1 protein-coding gene (only partly in view) is annotated in these 24,235 nt (G+C 68.8%); it reads left to right on the top strand.

What is annotated here, in order from left to right; all coding sequences use genetic code 11:
* Positions 1-150: 150 nt before the first annotated feature.
* Positions 151-24,235: the 5' portion of an Ig-like domain-containing protein gene (locus RTW82_RS05515; protein WP_316924487.1), read on the top strand. 18,806 nt of this gene lie beyond the right edge of the window; 24,085 of the gene's 42,891 nt are visible here — the first part of the coding sequence; it begins with the start codon at positions 151-153; its stop codon lies off the right edge, out of view.

Below are 24,235 nucleotides of genomic sequence, written 5' to 3'. Positions count from 1 at the left end.
TTTGTATCTGTCTTGAAATAAGATTTTTCCGTGTATAGCATTCTGCCATTGGAAAGGCTAAGGCTATCGACGTCCTACGCCTTTATAAGCAAAGTAAATGGAACTTTCCCCAAGATGCTGCAAGGATGCCGCCATACAGGGTTTCGCCGGGTGCTCGCTGCGCTTATCGCGCTGGCAGCCCCTGAAGCCTTTGCATCCGAAATAGACATCCGCACCGCCTCCGCCCTCGGTTCTTCCGGCAACGCCGCCGACTACGTTCTCTCCATCGACGACTGCCGCGACCTCGCTGAAGTCAGCGTGCCCGCCACCGGCAAGCGCTTCCTGCCTACCGACGCCGCCCGCGACATCGATTCCAGCGTCGCCTGCTCGTTCAGCTTCCGCCTCGAAGGCACCGACGTCCTGCAGCCCGCCGTCAAGGTAGTCTTCGCCGATGGCCGCATCCAGGACTACAGCGAAACCTTCCAGCAGGAAAACGTCGCCCCGCAGCTGGAACTCGCCCAGCTGGCCATCGAAAACCAGGACGGCAACCAATACCTGGTCGCCAGCTTCGACGCCCAGGACGACATCGACCTCAGCTACCTCAGCCTCTCCCTCACCGGCCTGCGCGCGTCCGATCTGCGCGCCGCCGGTGGCGTGGTCAGCCAGGCCGAGCGCCGCGCCTTCCTGCGCATGCCCGAAGCGCTCCGCGTCTTCCCCAAGGTGGATGGCCAGCAGCGCTACACCCTGCGCCAGCGCCTGGATGCTCCCCTCAGCGCCGAGGAAGTGGCGCGCAACGCCCTGGTCATGGTCCAGGCCGTCGCCGTCGATGCCTCCGGCAACCAGAGCAGCTTCTCCGACATCCGCTTCATCGGCGACAGCGTCGAAGAAGCCGCCCGCTCCATCGCCGTGCACCCCGACCGCCTAGTGTTCAGCGATGCCCTGCAGTCGGCCCGCCTGATCCCCGAGGTCGATTTCGAATTCCGCGGGCCGACCCCCCTGGCCGGCCTGGGCAACGGCATCAGCTACCGCTCTTCCAATCCGGACGCGGTCTGGGTCAGCGCCGAAGGCGTTGTCTATCCATTGCAAGAGACCGCCGCCGAGGCGGTCTTTGTTTATGTGAGCTACCCCGGCCTGCCCGAAGTCAGCCTGCCGGTGAAGGTCGACTACAGCCGCCGCCTCACCGCCCTGCGCTTCGAAGGCCAGACCGCCGGCCAGCCCCTGGTCCTGCCGCGCCTCAACGACTACCAATCGCTGCCGGCGCTGCTGGCGGTATTCGACGATGGCAGTGAGTCGCCCCTGGCCGACAGCCTTGTCGTCGAACTGCAACTGCCCAACGGCAGCGAAGGCATCCTCGACAGCAACGACCAGCTGCAACTGCGCGCCCGGGCCCAGGTGCCCGAGCAGAGCCCCATGCAGCTGCATGCCCGCCTGCAGCGTTACCCGGATATCGGCGTCGACCTGCCGGTCGCCGCCCAGGACGCCGCGCCCATGGTCGACCTGCAACCCGAAGCCAGCATCGCCGTCGGCTCGGTACTGGAGCTCCAGGCCAGCGCCAGCGACGACGTTGGCGTGAAGAGCGTGGAATTCTGGCTCGACGGCAGCATGGTCGGCCGTCGCCTGTCCCCGCCCTATGCCCTCAGCCTGCCCATCGAACAGGAACTGGAAGGCCGCACCCTGCGCGTACGCGCCGTCGCCTTCGATGAAACCGGCAAGAGCCAGAGCAGCCCCGAGCGCGCGGTGCAGGTCGTGGCCAAGAGCAATCCCAAGGCCCCCGACTTCATCTTCGAATCCCCGGTGGATGCCCAGCGCGTGGTGGAGAACAGCCCGCTGCGCGCCGCCATCAGCGTCAACCTGGGCGTGCTCCCGGACGTGGAATACCAGAGCGGCATCAGCCAGGTCGAATACTTCCTCGACGGCCGCAAGGTCGGCGAAACCCGCTTCCCCATCTTCGAGCAGCGCCCGCTGGAGAGTGACCCGAAGCAGAAGCAACTGTTCGAGGTCTGGCAGGTCACGCTGCAGGTTCCCGAGATCGCCCTGCGGGAAACCAGCATGGCGCTCTCCGCCCGCGTGCACGCCCAGAACGGCGCCGTGGTCGACGCCCCGGCCCGCCTGCTGCGGGTTCTGGAAAACCAGCGGCCCACCTCCCGCATCACCCAGCCCGCGGCCGGCAGCATCGCCACCGTGGGCCAGACCATCAGCGTCACGGTCGAAGCCACCGACGACACCCTCGAAGGCGGCACCGACATCTTCCTGCTGGTGAACGGCGAAGAAGTGCAGTCCTACCGCCACCAGGACCGCGACTACGACGGCTCCAAGCTCGGCCTGCGCAGCACCAGCCACAGCTTCCAGTTGCCGATCAAGCAGGACTGGCTCGGCCGCACCCTCGAACTGCGCGCCCGCGTGGTTGACCTGCACCAGCAATCCAACCTGTCCGAGCCCCTGATCCTCCCGGTCAAGGGCGACCAGGCCCCCACCGTCGCCCTCAGCCACCCGGTGGAAGGCGCGCACCTGGTCTCCGGCCAGCCGGTCGAGCTGCGGGCCAACGCCACCGACGACCTGGGCCTGCGCCAGGTCGACTTCTACGTCAACGGCAAGCTGGTGGGCACCGACCTCAAGGCGCCCTTCGCGGTGATCTACCCGGCACCGGCCGGCGTCGACAAGGAAACCCCGCTGACCATTCACGCGGAGGTCACCGACAGCGCCGGCCAACTGGCCCGCAGCGCCCCGGTCAATGTCACCCTGGGCAAGGACGAGGAAGACCCGGTCATCAACCTGGCGTCCCCTTCCATCACCGTCAGCGATGCCGGCGACGACCTCGCCCCGGTGGTGGAAGACAGCACCTTCGTGCTCAAGGTCACCGGCTACGACAACGTCGGTGTCGAGCGCCTGGACCTCTACGGCGTCGCCAAGAAGGAAGGCGTCGGCTTCTACCTCACCGGCAACCCCAGCGACCACCTGAGCAGCGCCGACGGCAGCCTCTCGGTGCAAGCCATTCCCGGTGCCCTCAAGGCCTTCTCCACCCTCAAGGTGGTCGCCGCGCCCAAGTTCAAGCACCTCGACGGCGTGCGCTACGATCGCTACCCGATTCGCGCCGTGGCCACCGACGGTGCCGGCAACGACAGCGAAGTGAAGGTGCTGATCGGCATCGCCGACGACACCAAACCCGAAGTCCGCGCCCTCAACCCGGTGCAGAGCCGGGTCTACAGCAAGGACAGCCTGCAGGTGGACGTGGTCGCCCACGACGACCGCGCCGTGCACGCCCTCGAAGCCAGCCTCTGGGCCGAAGGCGGCAGCGCCCCGCTCTGGCACAAGCGCCTCGACCAGCAGGGCGGCCTCAACATCGGCCCGGACACCGTCAACCGCCTGGTGGTGGACCTCAAGCCCCTCAACCTGGGCAACCAGGACCGCGCCCTGCGCCTGAAGGTCGCCGCCATCGACGACGGCGGCCAGCAGGGCGACGACCGCGAACTGCCCGTGCAGGTCATGGCCGACACCCTCGGCCCGCGCCTGGCCGTGGTCTCCCCGATCCAGGGCGCGCCGCTCTATGCCGGCAACCGCATCCAGGTCCGCCTGCGTGGCGTCGACGACACCCGCCTGGTGACCTTCAGCGCCCACAGCGGCACTAAGGAGCTGTACGCCAAGACCTTCGGCGAGAAACAACAGGTCGCCAGCTTCGAAGACAGCTTCCAGATGGACGTGCCCTCGGACCAGCAAGAGCTGGTGATCGAGCTGCGTGGTACCGACCAGTACGACAACGCCGCCCAGCCCACCCTCTGGCGCTTCCCCATCAGCAAGGACCTGCCGCCGACGATCAGCGTCCGCGCCCCGGCTCCCGGTTCGCGCCTCTACGAAGGTGAAGCCTTCACCGCCCAGGCCCTGGTCACCGACGACCGCGAAGTGAACCGCGTCGAATTCATCCTGCGCCAGGGCGGCCAGGTGCAGGTGCTCAAGACCGTCAGCGGCGCTGACATAGCCAAATCCAAGGAAGGCTACGTCGGTGCTGCCCTGCGCGTGCCCAACAAGGCCGGTGCCGATACCGATATCGCGGTGCGCGCCTACGACAGCGCCAACCAGGTCAGCGAAGCCTCGCTGGAACTGGAAATCATCGACGACACCGAGCCCCCGACCCTGCAGCTGAGCAAGCCGGAAGGCGACTTCAGCCTGCCCCCGGGCACCAGCTTCCAGATCCAGGGCAGTGCCGGCGACAACCAGTACGTCGACAGCCTCGACCCGGTGCTGATCGACCCGGACACCCACGAAGAACACGCCATCGCCTGGGAACTGTTCAGCCGCAAGGACCGCGTCGAAACCGTCAAGGTGCCCAACCCCGGCACCCTCGGCGCCATCCTCGTGGGCCAGCGCTTCTACGCCGATTTCGACGGCCGCCTGCGCCTCACCCCCGAGCTCGCCCGCCGTTACGCCGGCAAGGTGCTGCAGCTGGTGCTGCGTGCCCGTGACCGGGGCATCAACGAAACCCGTTCCCCGGCCATCAACATCAAGGTCCTCGGCGACGAGACCGGCCCGCAGATCAACATCCAGTCGCCCATCGAGCGCCTCTTCGAGCGGCAGAAGACCAAGCTGAAGATCAGCCTGCAGGACGACACCGCCGTCGCCTCCTACGAAGTGCGCCTGCTGGACGACCAGGGCCGCGACGATCTGCTGACCAAGGCCGAAGGCCTCAGCCTGCCGCAGGTCGAGGTGCCCGCGAACGGCGCCACCGTCGAGCTCGACATCGAACGCTACCGTCCCCAGGCCGAGCCCATCGGCCTCACCCTGGTGGTCAAGGCCAAGGACCTGCTCGGCAACGAAAGCCAGGTCACCCGCCGCCTGCTGGTCCAGCGCGACATGGCGCCGCTGCTCAGCTGGAAGGACAGCACCCCCTCCGCCCAGCAGCAGCGCGGCATGCCCCTGCGCGGCAGCCTGCTGGTGCAGGACGACTTCAATGATGGCGTGCCGGAAAGCACCGCACGCTACCTGTTGCTGGCCAGCTCCCTGCGTGACCTCGGCGGCGCCCGTGATGTGCGCGGCCTGAACCAGGTCGAGCCCACCAGCAAGCAGAACAGCCCGCTGATCAGCATCGCCTACCCCGAAGCCCAGGGCTGGCAGGGCAACCTGCTGCTCAACGAAAAACCCTTCCTGCAGGTCAAGGACGGTCGCCTGATCGTCGCCGGCAGCGACCAGTTCTATCAGCCGCGCCTGCTCAAGGTGGGCGACCAGACCAGCACCTGGCAGCTGGAAACCTACTCCCGCAGCCTCTGCCAGGTACGCCCGGCCCTGCGTGACGTACAGGCCACCAACGGCCTGCTCGACCTCACCGCCCTGGGCGGCCCCGACGCCACCCGCCTGGTGCTGCGCCCCCGCAGCGGCGCGCCGACCTTCATCCGCGAGCTGCAGTTCACCCAACTGGAAACCGCCCTGGCGGATGTCAGCACCGACGGCGGCACCCGTGTACCGGGTCGCTACGCCCTCAACCTGCTGCTCCAGGACGGCCTCGACGGCAACGCCCAGACCGCCTTCCTGCAACTGGGTGGCAGTGCCTCCCAGAACCGTGCGGAAGACCGCTACAACCTGCTCCTGCCGGTGCCCGCCGAGGTGCAAAGCAACAGCCTCAGCCTGATCGGCCACGCCACCGACCGTCTCTCCCACGAGCGTGGCGACCTGGTGCTCGGCACCCTGCTGCAACAACCCCTGCGGTTCGACGAGCAGGCGCCCCAGTCGCGCATCGTCAGCCCGGTGGCCGGCAGCGTCGTGGTGCCCATGCAGCAGCTGGACCTGAAGACCACCTTCGGTGACGACAGCCTGGGCCTGAAGAGCCTGCGCCTGCTGGAAAACCGTGGCCGTACCGTCCACGACCTCGGCGTCATCCTCGGCCAGACCGGCCTGCAACTGCCCTACCAGGTGCCCCGCGAGTTCTCCAGCGGCGAGCTGGAGCTCACCCTGGTGGCCGAGGACTGGAGCGGCCGCACCACCGAGCACAGCCTGCGCTACCCCCTGGCGGCCAACGAAAAGCCCCAGCTCAGCCTCACTGGCTTCAACTCCTACTGGGTCGACGGCAAGTACGAAAAAGCCCTCACCGACCCGGCACGCATCAACTACGGCGAGTTCTGGGTACGCACCCAGGAACGCTTCCGCCTCGACACCGACCTGCGCGACGACGCCGGCCTCGCCGCCTACCGCATCCTGCGTCTCAAGCGCGACGGCAGCATCGCCGCCGTGGTCTACGAGCGCGGCTTCCAGGTCAACTGCCCCACCGCGCCGCCGCTGCAGGCGCTCGACCAGGCCGAGATCCTCTTCGACCAGACCGAACCCACCGAATACCGCATCGAACTGACCGACACCTACGGTCATGTCAGTGACCGCACCATCCTGGTCCACCCGCTGACCAACATGGTCCCCGAGGTGCGCATCACCGCCCCGGGTGATACCCAGGAAATCGCCGCCGGCACCTTCCGCATCCGCGTGGGCCTGGTGGCCGCCGACGACCGCAAGATCACCGCCAGCCGCCTCAAGGTCTTCGCCAATGGCGTGCCGCTGCCGGTGATCGCCAGCGCCGACGGCGCCGCCGGTGGCGACAAGGTGGTGGAAGCCGCCTTCGCCAGCATCCACGACAGCATCCATGGCCGCTACGACAAGTCCATGGCCGACGACTTCGGCCGCAAGGACAGCCCCTACGCGATGCAGCGCACCTTCGTGCTGGAAGTGCCGCAGGGCCTGATCCGCTACAACGAAGACCTCAAGCTGACCGCCCAGATCGAAGACTCCGACGGTGCGGTCGGGCTCTACGAACGCACGATCAAGGTGATGGCCGATACCATCAGCCCGAAACTGCTGTTCAAGCGTCCCACCCTCGGCTTCGGCGCCATCGAAGACAGCGACTTCACCCTGGTCTACCAGGCCTTCGACAACGTCAAGGTCAACCGCCTGGTGCTGTCCCGCGGTTACTCGGTGCGCGTCCGTGGCGAAGCCCAGGACCGCGAGCAACCCTTCACAGTGGTCCGCACCATCGACGGCATTCCGTCCGAGGACTACGAGCCGGTCACCACGGTCGACATCGACACCCCCGAATACAGCCAGCTGATCCACGTCGACCGCCTGGCCGAGATCGTTCGCGCCTTCGGCCTGACCAGCGACCAGATCGAGCGGGTCAGCGTGCGCGTGCGCCTGGAAGGCTTCGACGCCGCCAACAACGCGGTGCTCACCAACAGCTACCCGATCAACATCGACGCCCGCCCGGTGATCGACGTCGTCGAGCCGGTGCCCGGCGCCAAGGTGGTGGAAGGCAACCCGCTGTACGTCAACGCCAAGGCCTTCGACGACGTCGGCGTCGAGTACGTGCACCTGCGCGCCACCTACGGCAACGGCCAGGCGCCCTACGAGATCCGCCTGCGCCAGTCGCCCTACAACTTCTCCGTGCCGATGCTGGCCTTCGACCCGGACAACCCCCAGGCCAACCAGGTGCAGCTCAGCCTGGAAGCGGTGGACACCTACGGCGTCGCCCACGGCGACCTGGACGCCCACCGCGCCGAAGAACACCTGACGGTGGAAGTCACCCGTGACCAACTGCCCAGCGTGGTAGTCGGCGCGCCGCTGAACAACAGCGAGACCACCGAAGGCCAGCTGCTGCTGGTGGAAATCAACGCTGTGGACGACGTCGGCATCGACCGCGTGGTGCTCAACATCGGCGGCCTCAAGGGCGGCGACCGCAGCCTCACCGACATGGTCTTCCCCTACGAATTCCTCATCGAAGTGCCCTATGGCCAGGCCGGCACCGACCTCAGCCTCACCGCCAGCGCCCTGGAACGCCGCGCCGACGGCAAGGGCCGCAACGTCACCACGCCGCAAGCGGTGCGGGTGCGCGTACTGAAGGACGACAAGGCACCGCAGCTGCTGGTCAAGCTGCCGGTGGCCAACGGCGCCAGCATCGCCGAGAAACGCAACCTGCCGTACCAGCTCGAAGTCAGCGATAACGTCAGGGTCGGCTCCGTGAGCCTGGGCCTCTATGTCGACCGCAACGGCGACGGCACCTTCGCCCCCGAAGAGCGCGTCTCCGACCGCCTGCTGCTCACCGGCCCCTTCATCGGCAGCCTGCCGGTGGCCAGCATCGCCGACTACCTCGGTCGCACCGAAACGCTGCCCGAGTCCCTCGCGATGCAGCTGCAGATCACCGCCCGTGACCCGGCCGGCAACGAGGCCAAGGAAATCATCCCGGTCAACCTGCTGCGCAACCAGCCGCCGGAGATCAACGCCATCAAGCTGCTGGATGCCCGCGGCTTCGCCATGGGCGAGGTCACCGAGCTGACCGAAGGCCGCGGCGTGGTGGTCCAGGTCCAGGCCAGCGACCCCGAAGTCGGCGTCGACAGCGCCGCGCTCTACTACGCCATCGGTCCGGCCGGCTCGGCGCCCAAGTACCAGGCCCTGGGCGAAGACTCCGCCGCGCCCTACCAATTCCAGTTCAAGGTGCCCACCGGCCGCGTCGACCAGGTGCTGCGCTTCCGCGCCAAGGCCCGTGACCTCGATGGCTACGAATCCGCCATGGTGGACCTGCCCGGCAGCATCCTGATCAAGGCCGACAAGCCGCCGCAGGCGCGCATCGTCAAGCCCGACAACGACAACTCGGTGGTGATCGACGGCCAGGACCTGGAAGTCTTCGTCGAAGCCTTCGACGACCTCGGCCCCGAAGGCATCGACCACGTCACCTTCTATGTCAACGGCGTACCGGTCACCACCACCGAACAGAGCTACGGCCAGCAGGTCGGCAGCCACGCCCAGGACCACGTCTACCGCGCGCGCCTCGCCGCACCGGCGGGCGTCCAGGGCTTCACCGTCCAGGCCATCGCCTACGACACGCTGGGCCAGGCGGGGGAAACCCAGGTGGTCCGCGTCGGCAAGCTGGAAGACACCGTGGTGCCGCGCCTGGGCGTGCTCTACCCGATCGACAAGGACGTACTGACCATGGGCGAAAGCCTGCGGGCGGTGGTGTCCATCGAAGACATGGGCGGTGCCATCCAGAGCGTCAGCATGCTCTGGCGTCGCGAGTACCAGAACGACGCCGGCGAATGGAAGGTGGCGGACGAATACCCGCTGTCGCTGTTCCGCGATGACCAGCGTCAGCCGGGCGACACCACGCCGGTCAGCGACCCCGACAAGCACTACTTCATCTACTGGGCCGACATCAGCCAGGGCAACGTGCTGCGCCGTACCGGCCTGCGCAACGAGCGCCTGCACGTGCTCACCAAGGTGGTCACGCCGAACCACACCGTCACCCGCGACACCTACCACGAAGTGGGCTGGCCGCTGAGCGAGCGCCGCTTCATCGCGCCCCAGGCCGGTGCCCAGGCGTCCGCCAAGGGTGTGCACTACACCGCCATCGACCAGTACCGTGCCCTCGACCGCACCGGCGCGATGATCGCCGCCTGGGCTAGCGTCGACCCGCTGCGCGTCGAACAGGGCCTCGGCCTGCTGAGCAAGGAAGACGCCCTGCGCGGCCTCTCCGAGCCCCGCACCGGCATCTTCATCATGGACGCCGTGGACGAAACCCAGGGCAACCAGAAGGGCGACTACTTCGCCTACTCGCCGCTGCTCAACGGCGCCGCCGAAATCTTCACCGGCACCATCGGTGAGCTGGTCACCGACGAGAACATCGTCCTCGCCGGCAAGTCCGGCGTCACCGCCCCGGGTAGCTGCCAGTCGAACGACCCGGGCTGCCAGTTCGTCAGCCAATTCAGCGAAGAGATCCGCAAGGACTGGCACGGCGGCGACACCCCGAGCGAAGGCACCGGCGCCCTCTACCTGGACAACAAGGCCGGCGAGCTGCTGCTGTTCGGCCAGCGCAACGGTGACGGCCAGTTCGGCCTGCCCTACCTGAAGATGGGTCGCGTCGACATGCCCTACCCGGATGTCTACGGCCTCACCCGCAGCGGCAACCTGGCCCTGGTGGCCAACGGCGCCGGCGGCGTGCAGGTCATCGACATCACCAACATGACCGCGCCCTACCACGTCGGCTACATCAAGCCCAACGGCTTCGCCCGTGACGTCAAGGTGCGTGGCCACTACGCCTACATCGCCGCCTCCGAAGAGGGCGTGGTGGTGGCCGACCTCAGCACCCCGGCCATGCCCCAGGTGGCGCGCATCGACACCCTCGGCGTCGCCAACCGCCTGCACCTGGTGGGCAACCAGCTCTACGTCACCGACATGGCCGGCAGCGGCGACAGCGCCCGCCTGACCCGCATCGACATCAGCGAGCCCGACCAGCCGCGCCTGGTCCAGGTGGTGGAGATCAAGCCGCACCGTCCCGACCAGGCCGCCGACGGCCTCTACGACGTGCACGTCTCCGGCAACCTGGCCTACGTCACCGAGCTGCTCTCCGACCAGGAAGACAAGCCCACCCAGAGCCTGGTGCAGATCCTCGACCTGGCCCGCATCGGTGAAAGCGGCCTGGACGCCAGCGTCCCGGTCATGGTCCAGCGCAACGCCACCACCGACAACTTCGCCATCCGTGGCGTGACCCTCGCCCGTGGCGCCATCCAGGTCGCCGCCGGCAAGGGCGGCATCGGCCGCATCGACCTGCCGGCCCTCACCGTGCTGCAACACAACCCGCAGGTGGGCGAGAGCGACGTCAGCACCCAGCTGCCGGCCATGCTCATCGAGCTGTCGGCGGTGCTGCCGGAGCAGACCCGCCTGGCCGACTTCGTCCAGGTGCTCGAAGGCGATGCCCAGATCGGCCGCGACGTCACCGGCCTGTTCGACCTGTCCTTCGCCGCCCGTGGCACCGACACCACCAAGCGCCGCATCCAGCTCACCCGCAAGGACGGCCAGAGCCTGCAGCCGCGCCAGCGCTACTACGTGCGCATCAAGCAGGGCCTGGCGCCCATCACCGGCCAACCGCTGGCGTCCGACTACGTCTTCAGCTTCAGCACCGCGCCGGCCGACGCCGCCTACCCGGACATCCAGAGCATCTGCACCCGCGAAAGCGCCGAGCGCAGTGCCTGCGTCAACGTCGGCGACGTGCGCGGCGGTACCGAGCTCATCGTCCGTGGCCTCAACTTCGGCGACCAGCCGCGCCTGCTGGTGGGTGGCGAACCGCTGGTGATCGAGCGCCGCGTGGTGGATGCCGCCAGCGGCGTGATCAGCCTCTACGCCCGCACCGTGCCCAACTACCCGGGCCCGGCAGCGGTCAGCCTGTACACCGAAGCCGGCCTCTCCGACACCGTGCTCGGCGGCTTCGTGTTCGTCGACGAACTGTCCATCTCGCACCTGGCCCCGGCCGTGGTGCGCGTGGCCCAGAGCGGCAAGAACGACCGCGTCGACCTGGTCGGCAAGGGCTTCCACGCCGGCCTCCGGCTCACCGCCTACAAGAGCGGCGAGCCGAACCCCGAGAAGAAGGTCATCAAGGTCGGCTCCGACGACCTGCGCCTCTACAGCGCGGAACGCATGAGCCTGCTGGTGCCGGACTTCCGCGACGAAAACGGCAACGGCTACCGCGGCTTCGTCGACCTCGAACTGGACGACGACCTGGGCCGCCACTACGTCCAGCGCAACGCCCTGTTCTACGGTCGCCTGGAGCTGAACCGCAGCCTCGAAAGCGAGAAGCCGATGAGCGCCAAGGACATCGACAAGCGCCTGGAAACCCTGGAGAAGGGCGGCATCACCGACTACGTGCCGGACCCGCTCAAGCTGCCGCCGGGCCAGATCGTCGACCTCGCCGTCGACAGCCAGCTGCACCTGTTCTACGTGCTCGGCCGTGGCGAACTGGGCGAGGGCTCGCCTGGACCCAGCCAGGTGTTCAGCCGCGAGCAGCTCGAGCACTACTACGCCCCGGGCTGGATCAGCCTGGTGAAATACGACCCGGCCAAGGTCGGCGAAGCCTCGCCGCGCCATGGCCTGGGCTACTACAACCTGCCCCAGGACATGAAGCCCAGCGCCATGGCCCTGGCTGACAAGCAGCTGTATGTGGTGGGTCGCGGCTACGACTTCCCCTACATCGACACCGAATACGAAAGCCGCAGCGTGCTGCTGGTCTACGACCGCGAAATCCGCGACCCCGACGACCTCACCGAACAGCCCCCGGGCAAGGACCGCGGCATCCGCTACAGCCTGCCGCTGCCCTTCACCCAGGCCGTGCCGGAGAAGGTCGTCGCCCACCAGGGGCTGCTACTGATCGCCACCACCGGCGAAGGCATCGCCGTGGTCAGCGTCGCCGACCCGCTGCGTCCCACCGTGGTCCGCCGCATCACCCAGGCCAGCATCGACGGTCGCGCCCAGACCCTGAGCAATGTCCAGGACATCGCCGTCATCGGCGACAGCCTGCACGTGGTCAACGGCACCAGCCGCGTGGTCTTCGACCTGTCGCGTCCGTCCCTGCCGCAGCTGGGCGAATCCCGCGTGGGCGGCTACATCGGCCTCACCGCCGACGGCAGCCGCTTCGTCACCGGCAACGGCCTCAACCTCTACGACGCCAGCCGCCCGGCCTTCATCCGCGAGCAGGGTCGCTACCTCTCCAGCGGCTTCAGCGTGCCGGGCGAAAGCCGTGGCATCGCCGCCCAGGCCACCGCCGGCCTCAACCTGACCTACACCGGCAGCGACGACCTCGCCGCCTGCGAGAAGGGCCTGCAGGCCTACCTGGGCTTCTACGACTTCAGCCGCACCGCGGAAATCGGCCTGCTGGACGCCCTCAGCCTGCCTTATTGCGTACGTCCCGCCGATTATCAGTACGAATACGACGGCCTGCTGAAGAAGCCCTGGCGCACCCAGCCGCTGGTCATCACCGACCAGGGCATCGCCGGCTTCGCACTGCGCGCCGACGCCACGGCTGGCAGAGTCTCCCACCTCGGCCTGGTGGACCTGCTGACCCTGGAACTGGTGGGCTCCACGCCCCGCGACCAGGCCGACGGCGTGCCCCTGGACAGCCCCCTGGAGCTGCGCTTCACCCGCTCCCTCGCCGCCATGAGCGACGAGCAGCTGCGCCAGTTCCTGGTGCTGCAGCGTGACGCCCAGGGTGACCAGCCGGCCACCCGCCTGCCCTTCGCCCTGCAACGCAGCACCGACCAGCGCACCCTCACCCTGGTGCCCGAACAGGCGCTGCTGGCCAATGCCAGCCACCAGCTCATCCTCAAGGGTGACCTGGCCAGCCGCCGCAGCCGTGGCCTGATGGAACACGCCATCCACTTCCGCAGCGGCCTGGCCGGCGGTGCCCAGGTGGCCATCCTCGACAGCCGTCCCGCCATGCTCGACGTCGGCGGTGGCGAGATCACCGTGCACCTGTCCGGCGTCACCGGCCAGCCGCAGTTCACCGTCTCCGGCCAGAGCGCCACCGGCACCCTTGCCGAATCCCTGCCCGACGGCAGCGCCCGTTACCGCGTCCAGGCGCCCTCCAGCCTGCCCGGCCCGGCCAGCCTGCAAGTGGTCGCCGGCAACGGCAGCAAGGCCACCCGCGTCGGCGCCGTGCAATTCGTCGAACCGCTGCTGCTGCGCTCGCTGTCCCCGGCCCAGGGCTCCCTCAACGGCGGCACCCGCGTGCTGATCAAGGGCCAGGGCTTCCGCAGCGAACTGGGCGCCATGACCGTCAGCTTCGGCGACATCCTCGCCGAGCAGTTCAAGGTGCTCGACGGCGAAACCCTCGAAGTCATCACCCCGCCCGGCCCCATCGGCACGGTGGATGTGCGCATCCGCCTGGCCAACGGCCAACAGGGCACCCTGGCGCAGTCCTTCACCTTCCAGCAGCCGCCGCAGTCGCAGATCCGCGACAAGGGCCGGGTCTACGACCTGGCGCTGGACCCCAGCGGCAGCTACCTGTTCTCCGCCCAGGGCAGCAATGGCGTGCTGGTCTACGACCTCAACGCCGGCAACTACACCGCCGACCCGCAGAAACCGCTGAACCCGGACGACCTGCTGCGCCTGATCGACCGCAACCGCGATGGCCGCGACGACCGCGTCATCTCTTCCATCAGCCTGCCGTCCGGCTACATCGCCGTGGGCGTCGAACCCTACTTCGAGCGCGGTTCCGACCGCGTCTACGTCACCGCCGTGCACCTCAGTGGCGGCAAGCCCGACGCCGCGCAACTGTTCACCGTGGCCTTCGACAGCCTCGACCCGTCGCGCACCACCCTGATCGGCTCCCTGGAGCTGCCGTCCAGCGCCGTGCGCGGCCTGCGGGTACGCAATGCGCGGGTGCTGCTGGCCATGGGCGAAGAAGGCCTGGGCGTGGTCGATGCCTTCCTGCCCAACAAGACCTACCTGGTGGAAAGCCTGCCCACCGACCCGCGTGTGCCGATGCTCGACGTCGCCACCCGTGACGCCGCTGCCGGCGAGAGCGGCCTGCTGGTCACCGTCGGCGGCGCCTTCGACTTCCCCAACAACCGCCTGCTGACCAAGGAAGAAAACGGCAGTGGCGGCTTCCAGGTCTACGGCCAGAGCAGCGGCCAGGGCCTGCAACGCCTCGGCCACCTCGACCTGCCGGGCACCCGCGTGGTGCTGCAGGGCCGCTATGGCTACGTGGCCGCCGGCGCCAGCGGCGTCGCCGTGGTCGACCTGCAGGACCCGAACCGTCCGCAGGTGGTCGCCCGCGTCAACGACATCGGCTACGTCTACGACCTCGACTACAACGGCAACACCCTCTACGTCGCCCGTGGCGACAAGGGCGTGCTCAGCATCGATGTCACCGACCCGCTGCGTCCGCAACCCAGCCGCAGCATGCAGGCCCCCGAGGGCGGCACCGTGGAAAGCGTCGTGGCCAGCGAATACGCCGCCCACGCCGGTGGTGTCGACGCCAAGGGCAGCGTGCTGCAAGTGGTGCCGGACGTGGTGCTCAAGCTGCACACCGTCGACCCGCGCAACGGCATCCTCGACCGCCAGGTGGACGGCAGCCTTCAGGTCATCGCCCGCTTCAACAAGGCCATCGACCTGTACCCGGCCAACGCCGCGCTGTTCAGCGTGCTCGGGCCCCAGGGCGAAACCCTGCCGGCCATCGTGCAGATCCTCAACAACGACGCCCGCCTGACCCTGGCCGCCAGCGTCGCCGACAGCCTCAAGGCCGGCGACCGCCTCACCCTGCTGGCCAAGGCCGGCATCGCCTCGGTCAAGCCGCTGTCCGCCACCGACACCGTGGTGCTCCAGCGCCTGGCCCAGGACCAGCGAGTCGGCCTCACCTACCGTGGCGCCCGCGACGACACCCTCAGCCTCGAGGCCGTGGTGCCGCGTCGCATCGCCCAGAACGCCACCAGCCTGATCACCGTCAGCGCCCGTGGCATCCCGGCCAACCTGGCCCAGGTGCGCCTGTTCCTCGGCGACCGTGCCCTGCAGATCGAAGGCGTCACCCGTGACAGCGACACCGCCCCGGCGGTGCTCAAGGTCAGCGTCCCGGGCATGCCGCGCCCCGGCCAGTACAACCTGACCCTGACCGTGCTGCGCGACGGCGTCTGGCAGCAGGCGGTGCTGGAAGGCGCGCTGCTGGTGGATGCACCGATCCGCTTCGACGCCCTGGCGCCACTCTGGGGCCCGATCACCGGCGACACCACCGTCACCATCAGCGGTGATGGCTTCGAGCCGGGCAACAGCGTCATGGACGGCCTCAAGGTGCGCTTCGGCGGCCTGCCGGTCGGCCGCGTCCAGGTGCTCTCCACCAACCGCATGCGCGTCACCACGCCCCGTGGCGCCCCGGGCAAGGTGGAAGTGCTGGGCGAAGACCGCTACGGCAACCAGGCGCGCCTCAACGGCGAACGCAGCTTCGGCTACGGCCTGCGCAAGCTGGCGGAACTGCACCCCTCGCTGATCTTCCCCAGCGACCTGTGGATCGACCGCGACACCGGCGTCGCCATCAGCAACGGCGGCCTCATGGTCGAGGGCTATGGCGCGCAGAAACTCGTTTCCGGCGGCTGGCTGCCGGAGAACTACCGCGCCGCCACCTTCTCCGTGCAGGACGCCTCCAAGCCCCTGCTCGTGGGCGGCTCGCCGGCCCTGCCCAGCGACACCCAGCGCCTGTCCCTGAAGCTCCAGGCGATGGCCATCAACGAGCGCCTGTCGGACGACTTCGGCGCCAGTGGCGAAATGGAGCCCACCGAGGAAGAGCAGCAGGTCCTCAATCGCCAGGCCGCCCAGGACTTCACCATCGGCCTCGATTCCCTGCAGATCGCCCCGACCCGTGAATGGGAAGAAAGCACCTGGCGCAAACGCCTCTACGTGGCCAGCGGCAATGGCGGCGTGGCACGCCTCAACCTGGACGAGCAGAACGGCCTGCAGGTGATCCAGGAAGAGAAGCTCGACGGCCTCGTCAGCCGCCTGGTCAAGCAGGGTGACGGCCTGTTCGCCGCCACCGCCTCGGTGGATGTCGACCCGCCGAACAGCGACACCTGCGCCTTCAAGATCGGCGGCTCCAGCGGCCTCGGCCTGGCGGCACTGAACTATCAGGATGGCGAAGACCCGGTACGGGTCGCCGCGCCGGACGGCCTGAAAGGCGCCGGCCTGCTCAAGCTCGACAACGGCTGGCTGCTCAGCGGCGGTCTGGTGCAGGGCGCCAAATGGGTCAACTGCCCGGGCTGGGACGAATCCCTGGCCAAGGCCGTCGACATGGACAAGGGCGAGATCCGCAGCCTCAACCTGTTCGACCCGAGCCAGACCCGCACCTACAGCTTCACCGCCAACCCGCAGGACGTGCTGGTCTACGGGCGCTACCTGGTGGTCGCCGTCGGCGGCCGCGGCATCGAAATCATCAACCGCGACGAGCCGGAAGAGCGCGTCCTGTTCAGCCTCGACAAGCAACTGCAAGCCGTCGCCGGTCGTGGCGTCTCACTGCGCATGGCCGGCAACCTGCTGTTCGTCTCGGCGGAAAGCGGCGTGGTGGTGCTGGACCTGGCCCAGCCCCTGCAACCCCGTGTGGTCTCCGCCGGTAACCAGGAGCGCATCGAAGCCCTGGACCTCTTCAACAACCGCCTGGTGGCCGGCTCCGGCAAGCAGGGCCTGACCGTGCTGGAACTGCCCGGCGCCCTGGTGCTCGATGCCAGCGTCGCCCAGGGTGGCGTGATCCCGGCCAGCGAACAGGCCCTGAGCCTCAGCTTCAACGAGCCGGTGACCCTGGAATCCCTGCGTGCCCCGGGCGCCCTGCGCCTGCTGGACATCAGCAACGGCGAGCAGGTGCTGGCAGCCCCGAGCATCGAGGCCGTGGGCGGCGATGGCCGCTCCGCGACCCGCGTCACCCTGCGCTTCACCCCCACTGCCGGCGCCACCCTGCGCCTGCAACTGAGCGACGCCCGCAACCTGCGTGGCAGCGGCCTGTGGGCGCCCTACCAGGTGGACTTCAAGGTCGCCGCCGCCGGTGCCACCCAGCCGCGCATCCGCAACCTGGAGAACGCCCGCTTCCACCGTGGCGCCCAGGACCGCGTGGTGATCAACGGCAGCGGCTTCTCCAGCACCGTCAAAGGCTACGTCAACCAATACCCGGTGGCCCTGCAATGGGTCAGCGCCGAGCGCCTGGAAATCGCCCCGAACGCCCTCGACATGCTGCCCCTCGGCCCGGGCCAGTGGCACCTGCGCCTGGACGACGGCGGCCTGCGCGAGGACTACCTGGGTGCCCTGGTGATCGGTGCCGAGCAGGCGCTGAACCAGGTCAAATACCGCGTCAGCCCGGATTCCGCGAGCAAGACCGGCGGCACCCTGGTCAGCATCGACGCCTCCGCCGACGTGCTGCTGCCGGGCACCCGCGTGGTCCTGCGTGCCCGCCACGGCGCCACCGAGATCTACACCGGCCGCAGCCCCATCGTCGAAGAGCCCGGCCGCGCCGCCATCGACCTGCAGGACAACGTCGAGACCCAGCGCGCCTTCAAATTCATCCTCCCGGGCGTCATCGACCCGGATATCTACGACGTCTTCCTGCGCATCCCCAGTGGCGCCAGCACCCGCGAAATCAAGGTGGGCTCGCTGTCCTACACCCTGCCGCAGGGCCTGGGCATCGTGCTGCCGAACTACCCGCCGATGCAGATCGGTGCTGCCCAGGTGGTGGGCGACACCCTGTTCGTCGGCGTCAAGGCGGGCTCCGCGCCCACCAGTTCCAACCGCTTCCTGATGCCGGCCGGCCTGGAGATCTACGACATCGGGCTGTGGGAACGGCCGATCCGCCTGTCCCAGCTGCGCCTCGACCAGCCGGTGCTGGGCCTGGAGACCTTGGGCAGCCTGGTGTACCTGGCCAACGACCGCGACGGCGTGCGCGTGGTGGACGTCAACGACCTCGGCCGCCCGCTGCTGGTCTCCAGCCTGACCCTGCCCAACCACCGCGCCCTCGACCTGGCGGTGGAGAGCGAGCGTGGCGCCCTGGCCGTGGCCGCCGCCAACGACCTGGGCACCGGCTATGTGCGCTTCCTGCCCCTGGGCCGCAACGAACTGGGCGCCCAGGCGCCGCTGCCGAGCATTCCCTTCGACGGCAGCCTGCGCGCCGACCTGCTGGGTGCACCGGTGGACCTGCAATGGCTCAACGGCCAGCTGTACGTGCTGTTCCTGCGCGACAAGCAGCTGCACCTCGCCACCTTCAAGGACTTCGGCGACAAGCTCGACTACCGCGTCCAGGCCATCGAGCGCGGCACCGTCACCGGCGGCTCCATCAGCGCCACCCTCAGCCGTCCGACCCTGCAGGTCCAGCAGGGCCTGATCAGCGTCGGCACCGGCGACACCTACCTGCTGCTGGAAGCCAACGCCCAGGGCCAGTACGAAACCATCTACTGGCAGAACCAGAAGACCGGTGGCGAACTGCTCGGCGTCGGCGGGCAGGTCATGCAGGGCAACGGCAAGGGCGTGCAGATCAACACCTCGCCCTACCTCGCCGTCGCCTCCGCCACCCCGGGCAACGGCGCCGTGCTGGGCAGCGGCGAATCGGTACTGATCGCCTTCAACAACCTGATCAACACCGACCCGGCGCACCTGGGCCAGGTCATCCGCGTGCTGGGCGAGGGCGGCCAGCCGCTGCCGGCCGGTGCCTTCGAGATGACCGGCACCAACACCCTGCGTGGCGGCCAGGTGCAGATCGCCTTCAAGGGCGACTACCAGGGCGCGCTGCGCATCGAAGTGAGCACCGCGCTCACCGACCTGGCCGGCCACGCCCTGCGTCAGGCCTTCGTGCTGCAACTGGAGCGCCTCACCGGCATCCGTCCGCAGATCACCCAGGTCCAGCGTGAAGTCGCCGGTGTCGCCGGCCTGCATTACTTCCACGCCGCCGGTGGCGAAGTCGCCGTGATCAAGGGCAGCGGTTTCGGCATCGCCGCCGACCAGCTCGCCGTGTGGCTGGGCGAAACCCGCCTGCAGCCCCAGCAAGTGCTGGAAGTCACTGACACCCAACTGCGCGTCGACGTACCGGACCTGCAACTGGCCGGCATCAGCGCCAGCCTGGCGGTCAAGGTCGAGCGCATCGACCAGCGCCTCTCCTACCTGCGCCAGGGCGCCATGACCGTGCTGCCGCAGATCGAGATCGACGACCTGCAACCGCAGACCGGCCCGCCCCAGGGCGGCAACCTGGTCACCCTGCACGGCCGTGGCTTCAACCACTACATGCAGGTGCGCTTCGCCGGCGCCCTGGCCGGCGACCTGAAGATCCTCAGCAGCAACCGCGCCGAAGTCCGTGCCCCCGCCGGCAGCTTCGGCAAGGCCAAGGTCAGCGCCATCAGCCAGCTGTTCCCGGGTGAGCAGAGCGACTCGCCGGTGGACTACTTCTACACCGGCATCCCCACCGGCTCGGTCAACCTGCCGGCCGAAATGGCCAGCCCGGTTTCCGCCATCGCCCGCCTCGACGGCGCCGAGAGCCAGTTGCTCTACGCCGTCACCGGCGGCAGCTTCGACAAGCTCGACAGCCAGGGCCGCGTCGCCACCCTGACCAGCAACGCCGCGCGCCTGCTGGTGGCCGACATCAGCGACCCGGTGCACCCGGTGATCGTCACCCGTGAATTCGCCGGCCAGACCAAGTCCTACCACTACGAAGCCGCCAACGGCCTGTCGCCCCGTGGCTTCGTCGACCTGACCATCAACGATCGCCAGCTGTTCGCCGCCGGCGGCCGCAAGCTGCTGCAATTCGACCTGACCCTGCCGGCCGCGCCGGAGAAGCTCGCCGAACTGGACATGGCCGGCGAGATCAACGCCCTGGCCAGCCGCGACGACCTGCTCTACGTCGGCTACAAGGACGGCGTGCGCCAATACCGCATCGGTCAGGACCTCAAGCTCACCGACCTCGGCCTGATCAGCGTGCAGCAACTGGGTGGCGTACCCGGTCGCCTGCGCCTGGCCGGCTCCAGCCTCTGGGCCACCCTGCCGCAGCAGCGCCAGCTGGTGGAAGTGGAACTGGCCAGCGGCGAATTCCGCGTGGTGCGCCGCGTCGCCACCCGCGACCAGGCCGGCAACCCCTTCGTCCCCGAAGACCTGCTGGTCGCGCCCGAGCGCCTGCTGGTCTCCAGTGGCAAGAACGCCACCGTGCAGCTGTTCAACCTGGACCGCAGCGACGACGCCACCCCGGTGGCCGACCTCAAGCTCACCTACCTGGTCAGCCGTGGTGACCTGTTCGCCGGCCAACTGCAACTGGCCGGGCAGACCCTCTACGTGGCCGGCGGCCAGGGCGACGTGCAGCTGTTCGATATCTCGCCGTGGCTCAACGGCGACGCCCGCGCCAGCATCGGCCTGCGCGACTACTTCAGCGTGCTCGGCAACGTCAACAGCCTGTCCCTGGGCAGCCAGGCCCTGTATGCCGGCAGCGCCTTCGTCTACCTGGACGGCGTGCCCGCCGAGAACCCGCTGCCCAGCCTGGATTCCGCCAACTACCTGGGCGGCAGCCTCAACACCCTGGCCTACCAGAACCTCGCGATCCTGTCCCAGCAGCCGCTGCCCTCCGGCCGCCTGCCGCGCGACGGCGCCATCGAAGTGCAATTCAACCGCCTGCTGGACAACGCCCAGCTGCGCGACCAGGGCACCCAGCTGGTGCAGCTGCTGCTCAGCGGCACCCCGGTTCCGGCCCAGGTGGCCCAGGTCGGCGTCGGCCGCCTGGTGATCCGCCCGGCGGCGCTGCAGGCCGGCAAGCAATACCAGGTCCAGCTGGGCGCCGCCCTGCGTGACCAGCAAGGCCGCACCCTGGGCCACGACTACCGCTTCGGCTTCATCGCCGACGACCAGCAACAGCCGGCGCTCGACAGCGTCTCGCCGCGCCAGGCCAGCTGGCGTGGCGGTGCCGAAGTCACCCTGCGCGGTCGCAACTTCGCCGAAGCCCTGGACATCGAAGTGGGTGGCCAGCGCGTGCCGGCGGCGGACGTGCTCTACCGCGACGACAACCAGCTGCGCTTCCGCGTCCCGGGCCTGGTGGCCTCGCCGGACCGCAACCTGCCGGTGGGCCTGCGCCTGAAACAGGGCGGCCAGGAAGTCTTCCTGGGCGCCGCGCTGACCTATGTCGCCGACCCGCGCATCGACCAGACCGGCCTCTACGACCGCCTGACCGGTACCCTCAACGTCCAGGCCAAGCGCTTCATCTACAACGCCGGCGAGATCGTCGGCCTGCAAGGCCGTGGTTTCGGCGAGTCCACCGTGGTCCGGGTCAACGGTCGCCAGATCGCCAGCACCCGCCTCGAGCGCGCCGACCTCATCAGCTTCGCCGTGCCGGAGAACAGCCTCGGCCAACTGCTGGTGGAAGTGAGCAACCAAGGCTTCGCCGGTGACCTCTCCAGCGACGCCAGCCTGCGCATCGAACTGCCGGCCCGCCGCCAGCTGCAAAGCGTCCAGCAGTTCCGCCGCCAGGGCGACCTGCTGCTCACCGGCAGCAGCCGCGACGTGCAGCTCTACAGCCTGCGCGATGGCAGCACCCCGCAACTGCTGGCCAAGTGGCAGGCCGCCGCCAACGTGTTGGACCTGGCCCTGGGCGACCGCTACGCCGCCGTGCTGGGCGACAAGACCCGCCTGCAGGTCTACGACCTGGCCAACCTCTATTCGCCCCAGGCGCTGCCGGCCCTGGCCAACAGCCGCCAGGTCCAGTACGACAAGGTGCGCATTGCCGGTGACCTGCTGCTGGTCAAGGCCGGCAACCGGGTATTCCATGGCCAGGTCCAGGGACCGGAGCTCAAGGAGCTGACCCTCGGCAGTGGCACGCTGGTGGACCTGGCGCTGGATAGCCGCGCCCTCTACCTGCTCTACGGCGACCGCCTGGAAGTGCGCAACGTCCGTGACCCGGCCCAGTTACTGGCCACCCAGGTGCATGGCCTGGCCGGCGCCAAGTCCCTGTGGCTCGACGGCTCGCGTCTCTACCTGCAAGGCACCTCCGGGCTGCAGGTGCTGCAACGCGCCGCCCTGCTGCGTGGCCGTGGCGAGCCGGTGCTGGGCGAGCTGGAAATCCCCGCACGCATCACCAAGCTCGCCAGCCAGGGCGAACTGCTGGCCTGGCTGGACAACGGCCGCCTGCAGATCCTTGACCTCGACCTGGACGACCAGCGCCGCCTGGTGGCCCGTGAAGTGGCCGCGATCACCGTCGCCAGCGATACCGTGGGCTCCCTGGGGCAGCTGGAGCTGCACGGCGACCTGCTGGAATGGAGCAACGGCGGCAACTACTTCAACGCCAGCGTGCCGATGAACAACGCCTGGGGCCTGGCCCCGGAAAGCCTGGCCGCCGCCGACGAGCCGCTGGGCCTGCGTCTGGCCGGTGCCGAATACGCCTGGCGCGAGGCGCGCCTGGCGCTGTCCTCGGCCAGCGGCGACAGCATCGCCAGCGAATCCCAGCTGCTGGGCCGCGAACTGCGCGCCCTGGTGCAGCAGCCGAGCTTCCAGCCGGCCGGCCTCTACCGCCTGCAACTGAGCCAGGCGCCGTTGGACTGGCTGCAAGGCGCCGAGGTGCACATCGACCTGCCGTGGCTGGTGGATGCCGTGGACTTCTTCGGCGCCGCTCAGGTCCGCCTGGACAGCCTGCAACCCAACCGCAGCATCAGCGGCGTGCCGCGCGACTACGTGCTGCAGGGTCGCCAGCTGCAACTGATCGACGAGCTCCAGGTCGGTGACCGCGTACTCGGCCGCAGCCAGCTGCGCGCCAACGCCGCCGGCGACCAGCTGAGCTTCCGCCTGCAGATGGACCAGGCCGGCCTCTACAGCCTGCAGGCCCGCTACGGCGACGAACGCGCCACCCTGCCCACCGCCCTGGCCGTGGTCACCCCGCTGGCCATCGACGCGGTGCAGTCCGCCCATGCCGCCGGCCAGGTGGTCAGCGACGCCGGTGGCACCCAGGTGCACATCGCCGCCCAGGGCCTGTCCGAAGGCCTCAGCCTGCATTGGTACCCGGCCGGCCAGGGCATCCAGCCCACCGCCAGCAACCGCGTGGCCTTCACCCTGGCCGACGACGGCCTGAACTTCGTCACCCCGGCCAGCCAGCCGGGCTGGCAGTACCAGGTTTCCGTCCTCCGCGAATCCAGTGGCGAGCGCGTCGACAGCGCCCCGGCCCAATGGCTCACCGCCGTGGACGACAGCGCCCCGAGCGTGCGCCTGATCGCCGCCCTGGGCGCGTCCCAGCCGCTGGTGCTGGAAGCCGATGAACCGCTGCAGGTGCAGGGCGTCAGCGTCACCAAGGTGTTCAAGGACTACGAGACCCACGCCCAGCCGAGCGAAGACGTCAGCGCGCGCTTCCAGCCGCTCATCACCCAGGGCAACCGCCTGGAGCTGCGCCTGCGCGCCGACGCCCAGCTGGAGGCCAACGCCCTCTACCAGATCGCCCTGACCGGTATTCGCGACGCCGCCGGCAACACCGCCCGCGACAACGCGCTGATCAAGGCCGGCGCCTACAACGGCGTGTTCCAGGCCGAAGACCGCCTGGCCCCGCGCTACGACTCGCTGCAGATCAAGCTGCAGGACGGCCGCGCGCTGAGCCCGGCGGTACGCCTGAAAACCGGCAGCCGCTACGGCTTCCTGGTCAGCGCCCAGGACAACCTGCTGGCCGCCGACAAGATCGCCTTCGCCTATCGCCTGTCCGCCGATGGCGGCCAGACCTGGAAGACCGACTGGGTACCGGTGCAGAAGGGCGAGTTCAGCCTCGACCTCAACGGCGAGTACCAGGGCTTCAGCCTGCTGCTGCGCGCCAGTGACGGCCGCAACAGCATCGACCGCCGCTTCGACGCCGAGATCAGCGCCCCGGACCTGACCCTGGCTTCCTTCAGCACCGCGCCCACACCGGTGGAAGAGAGCACTCCGGCCGAGCTGCGCTTCGCCATCAGCGGCGACCTGGACCTGGTACGCAGCACCGAAGTGCGCCTGCTGGACGGCCGCTACCAGGCCG

The organism is Pseudomonas sp. zfem005, from assembly GCF_032621735.1.
GTDB lineage: Bacteria > Pseudomonadota > Gammaproteobacteria > Pseudomonadales > Pseudomonadaceae > Metapseudomonas > Metapseudomonas solani.
The sequence above is the reverse complement of the archived record's forward strand: the minus strand, read 5'-3'. Positions and strand labels throughout refer to the sequence as shown.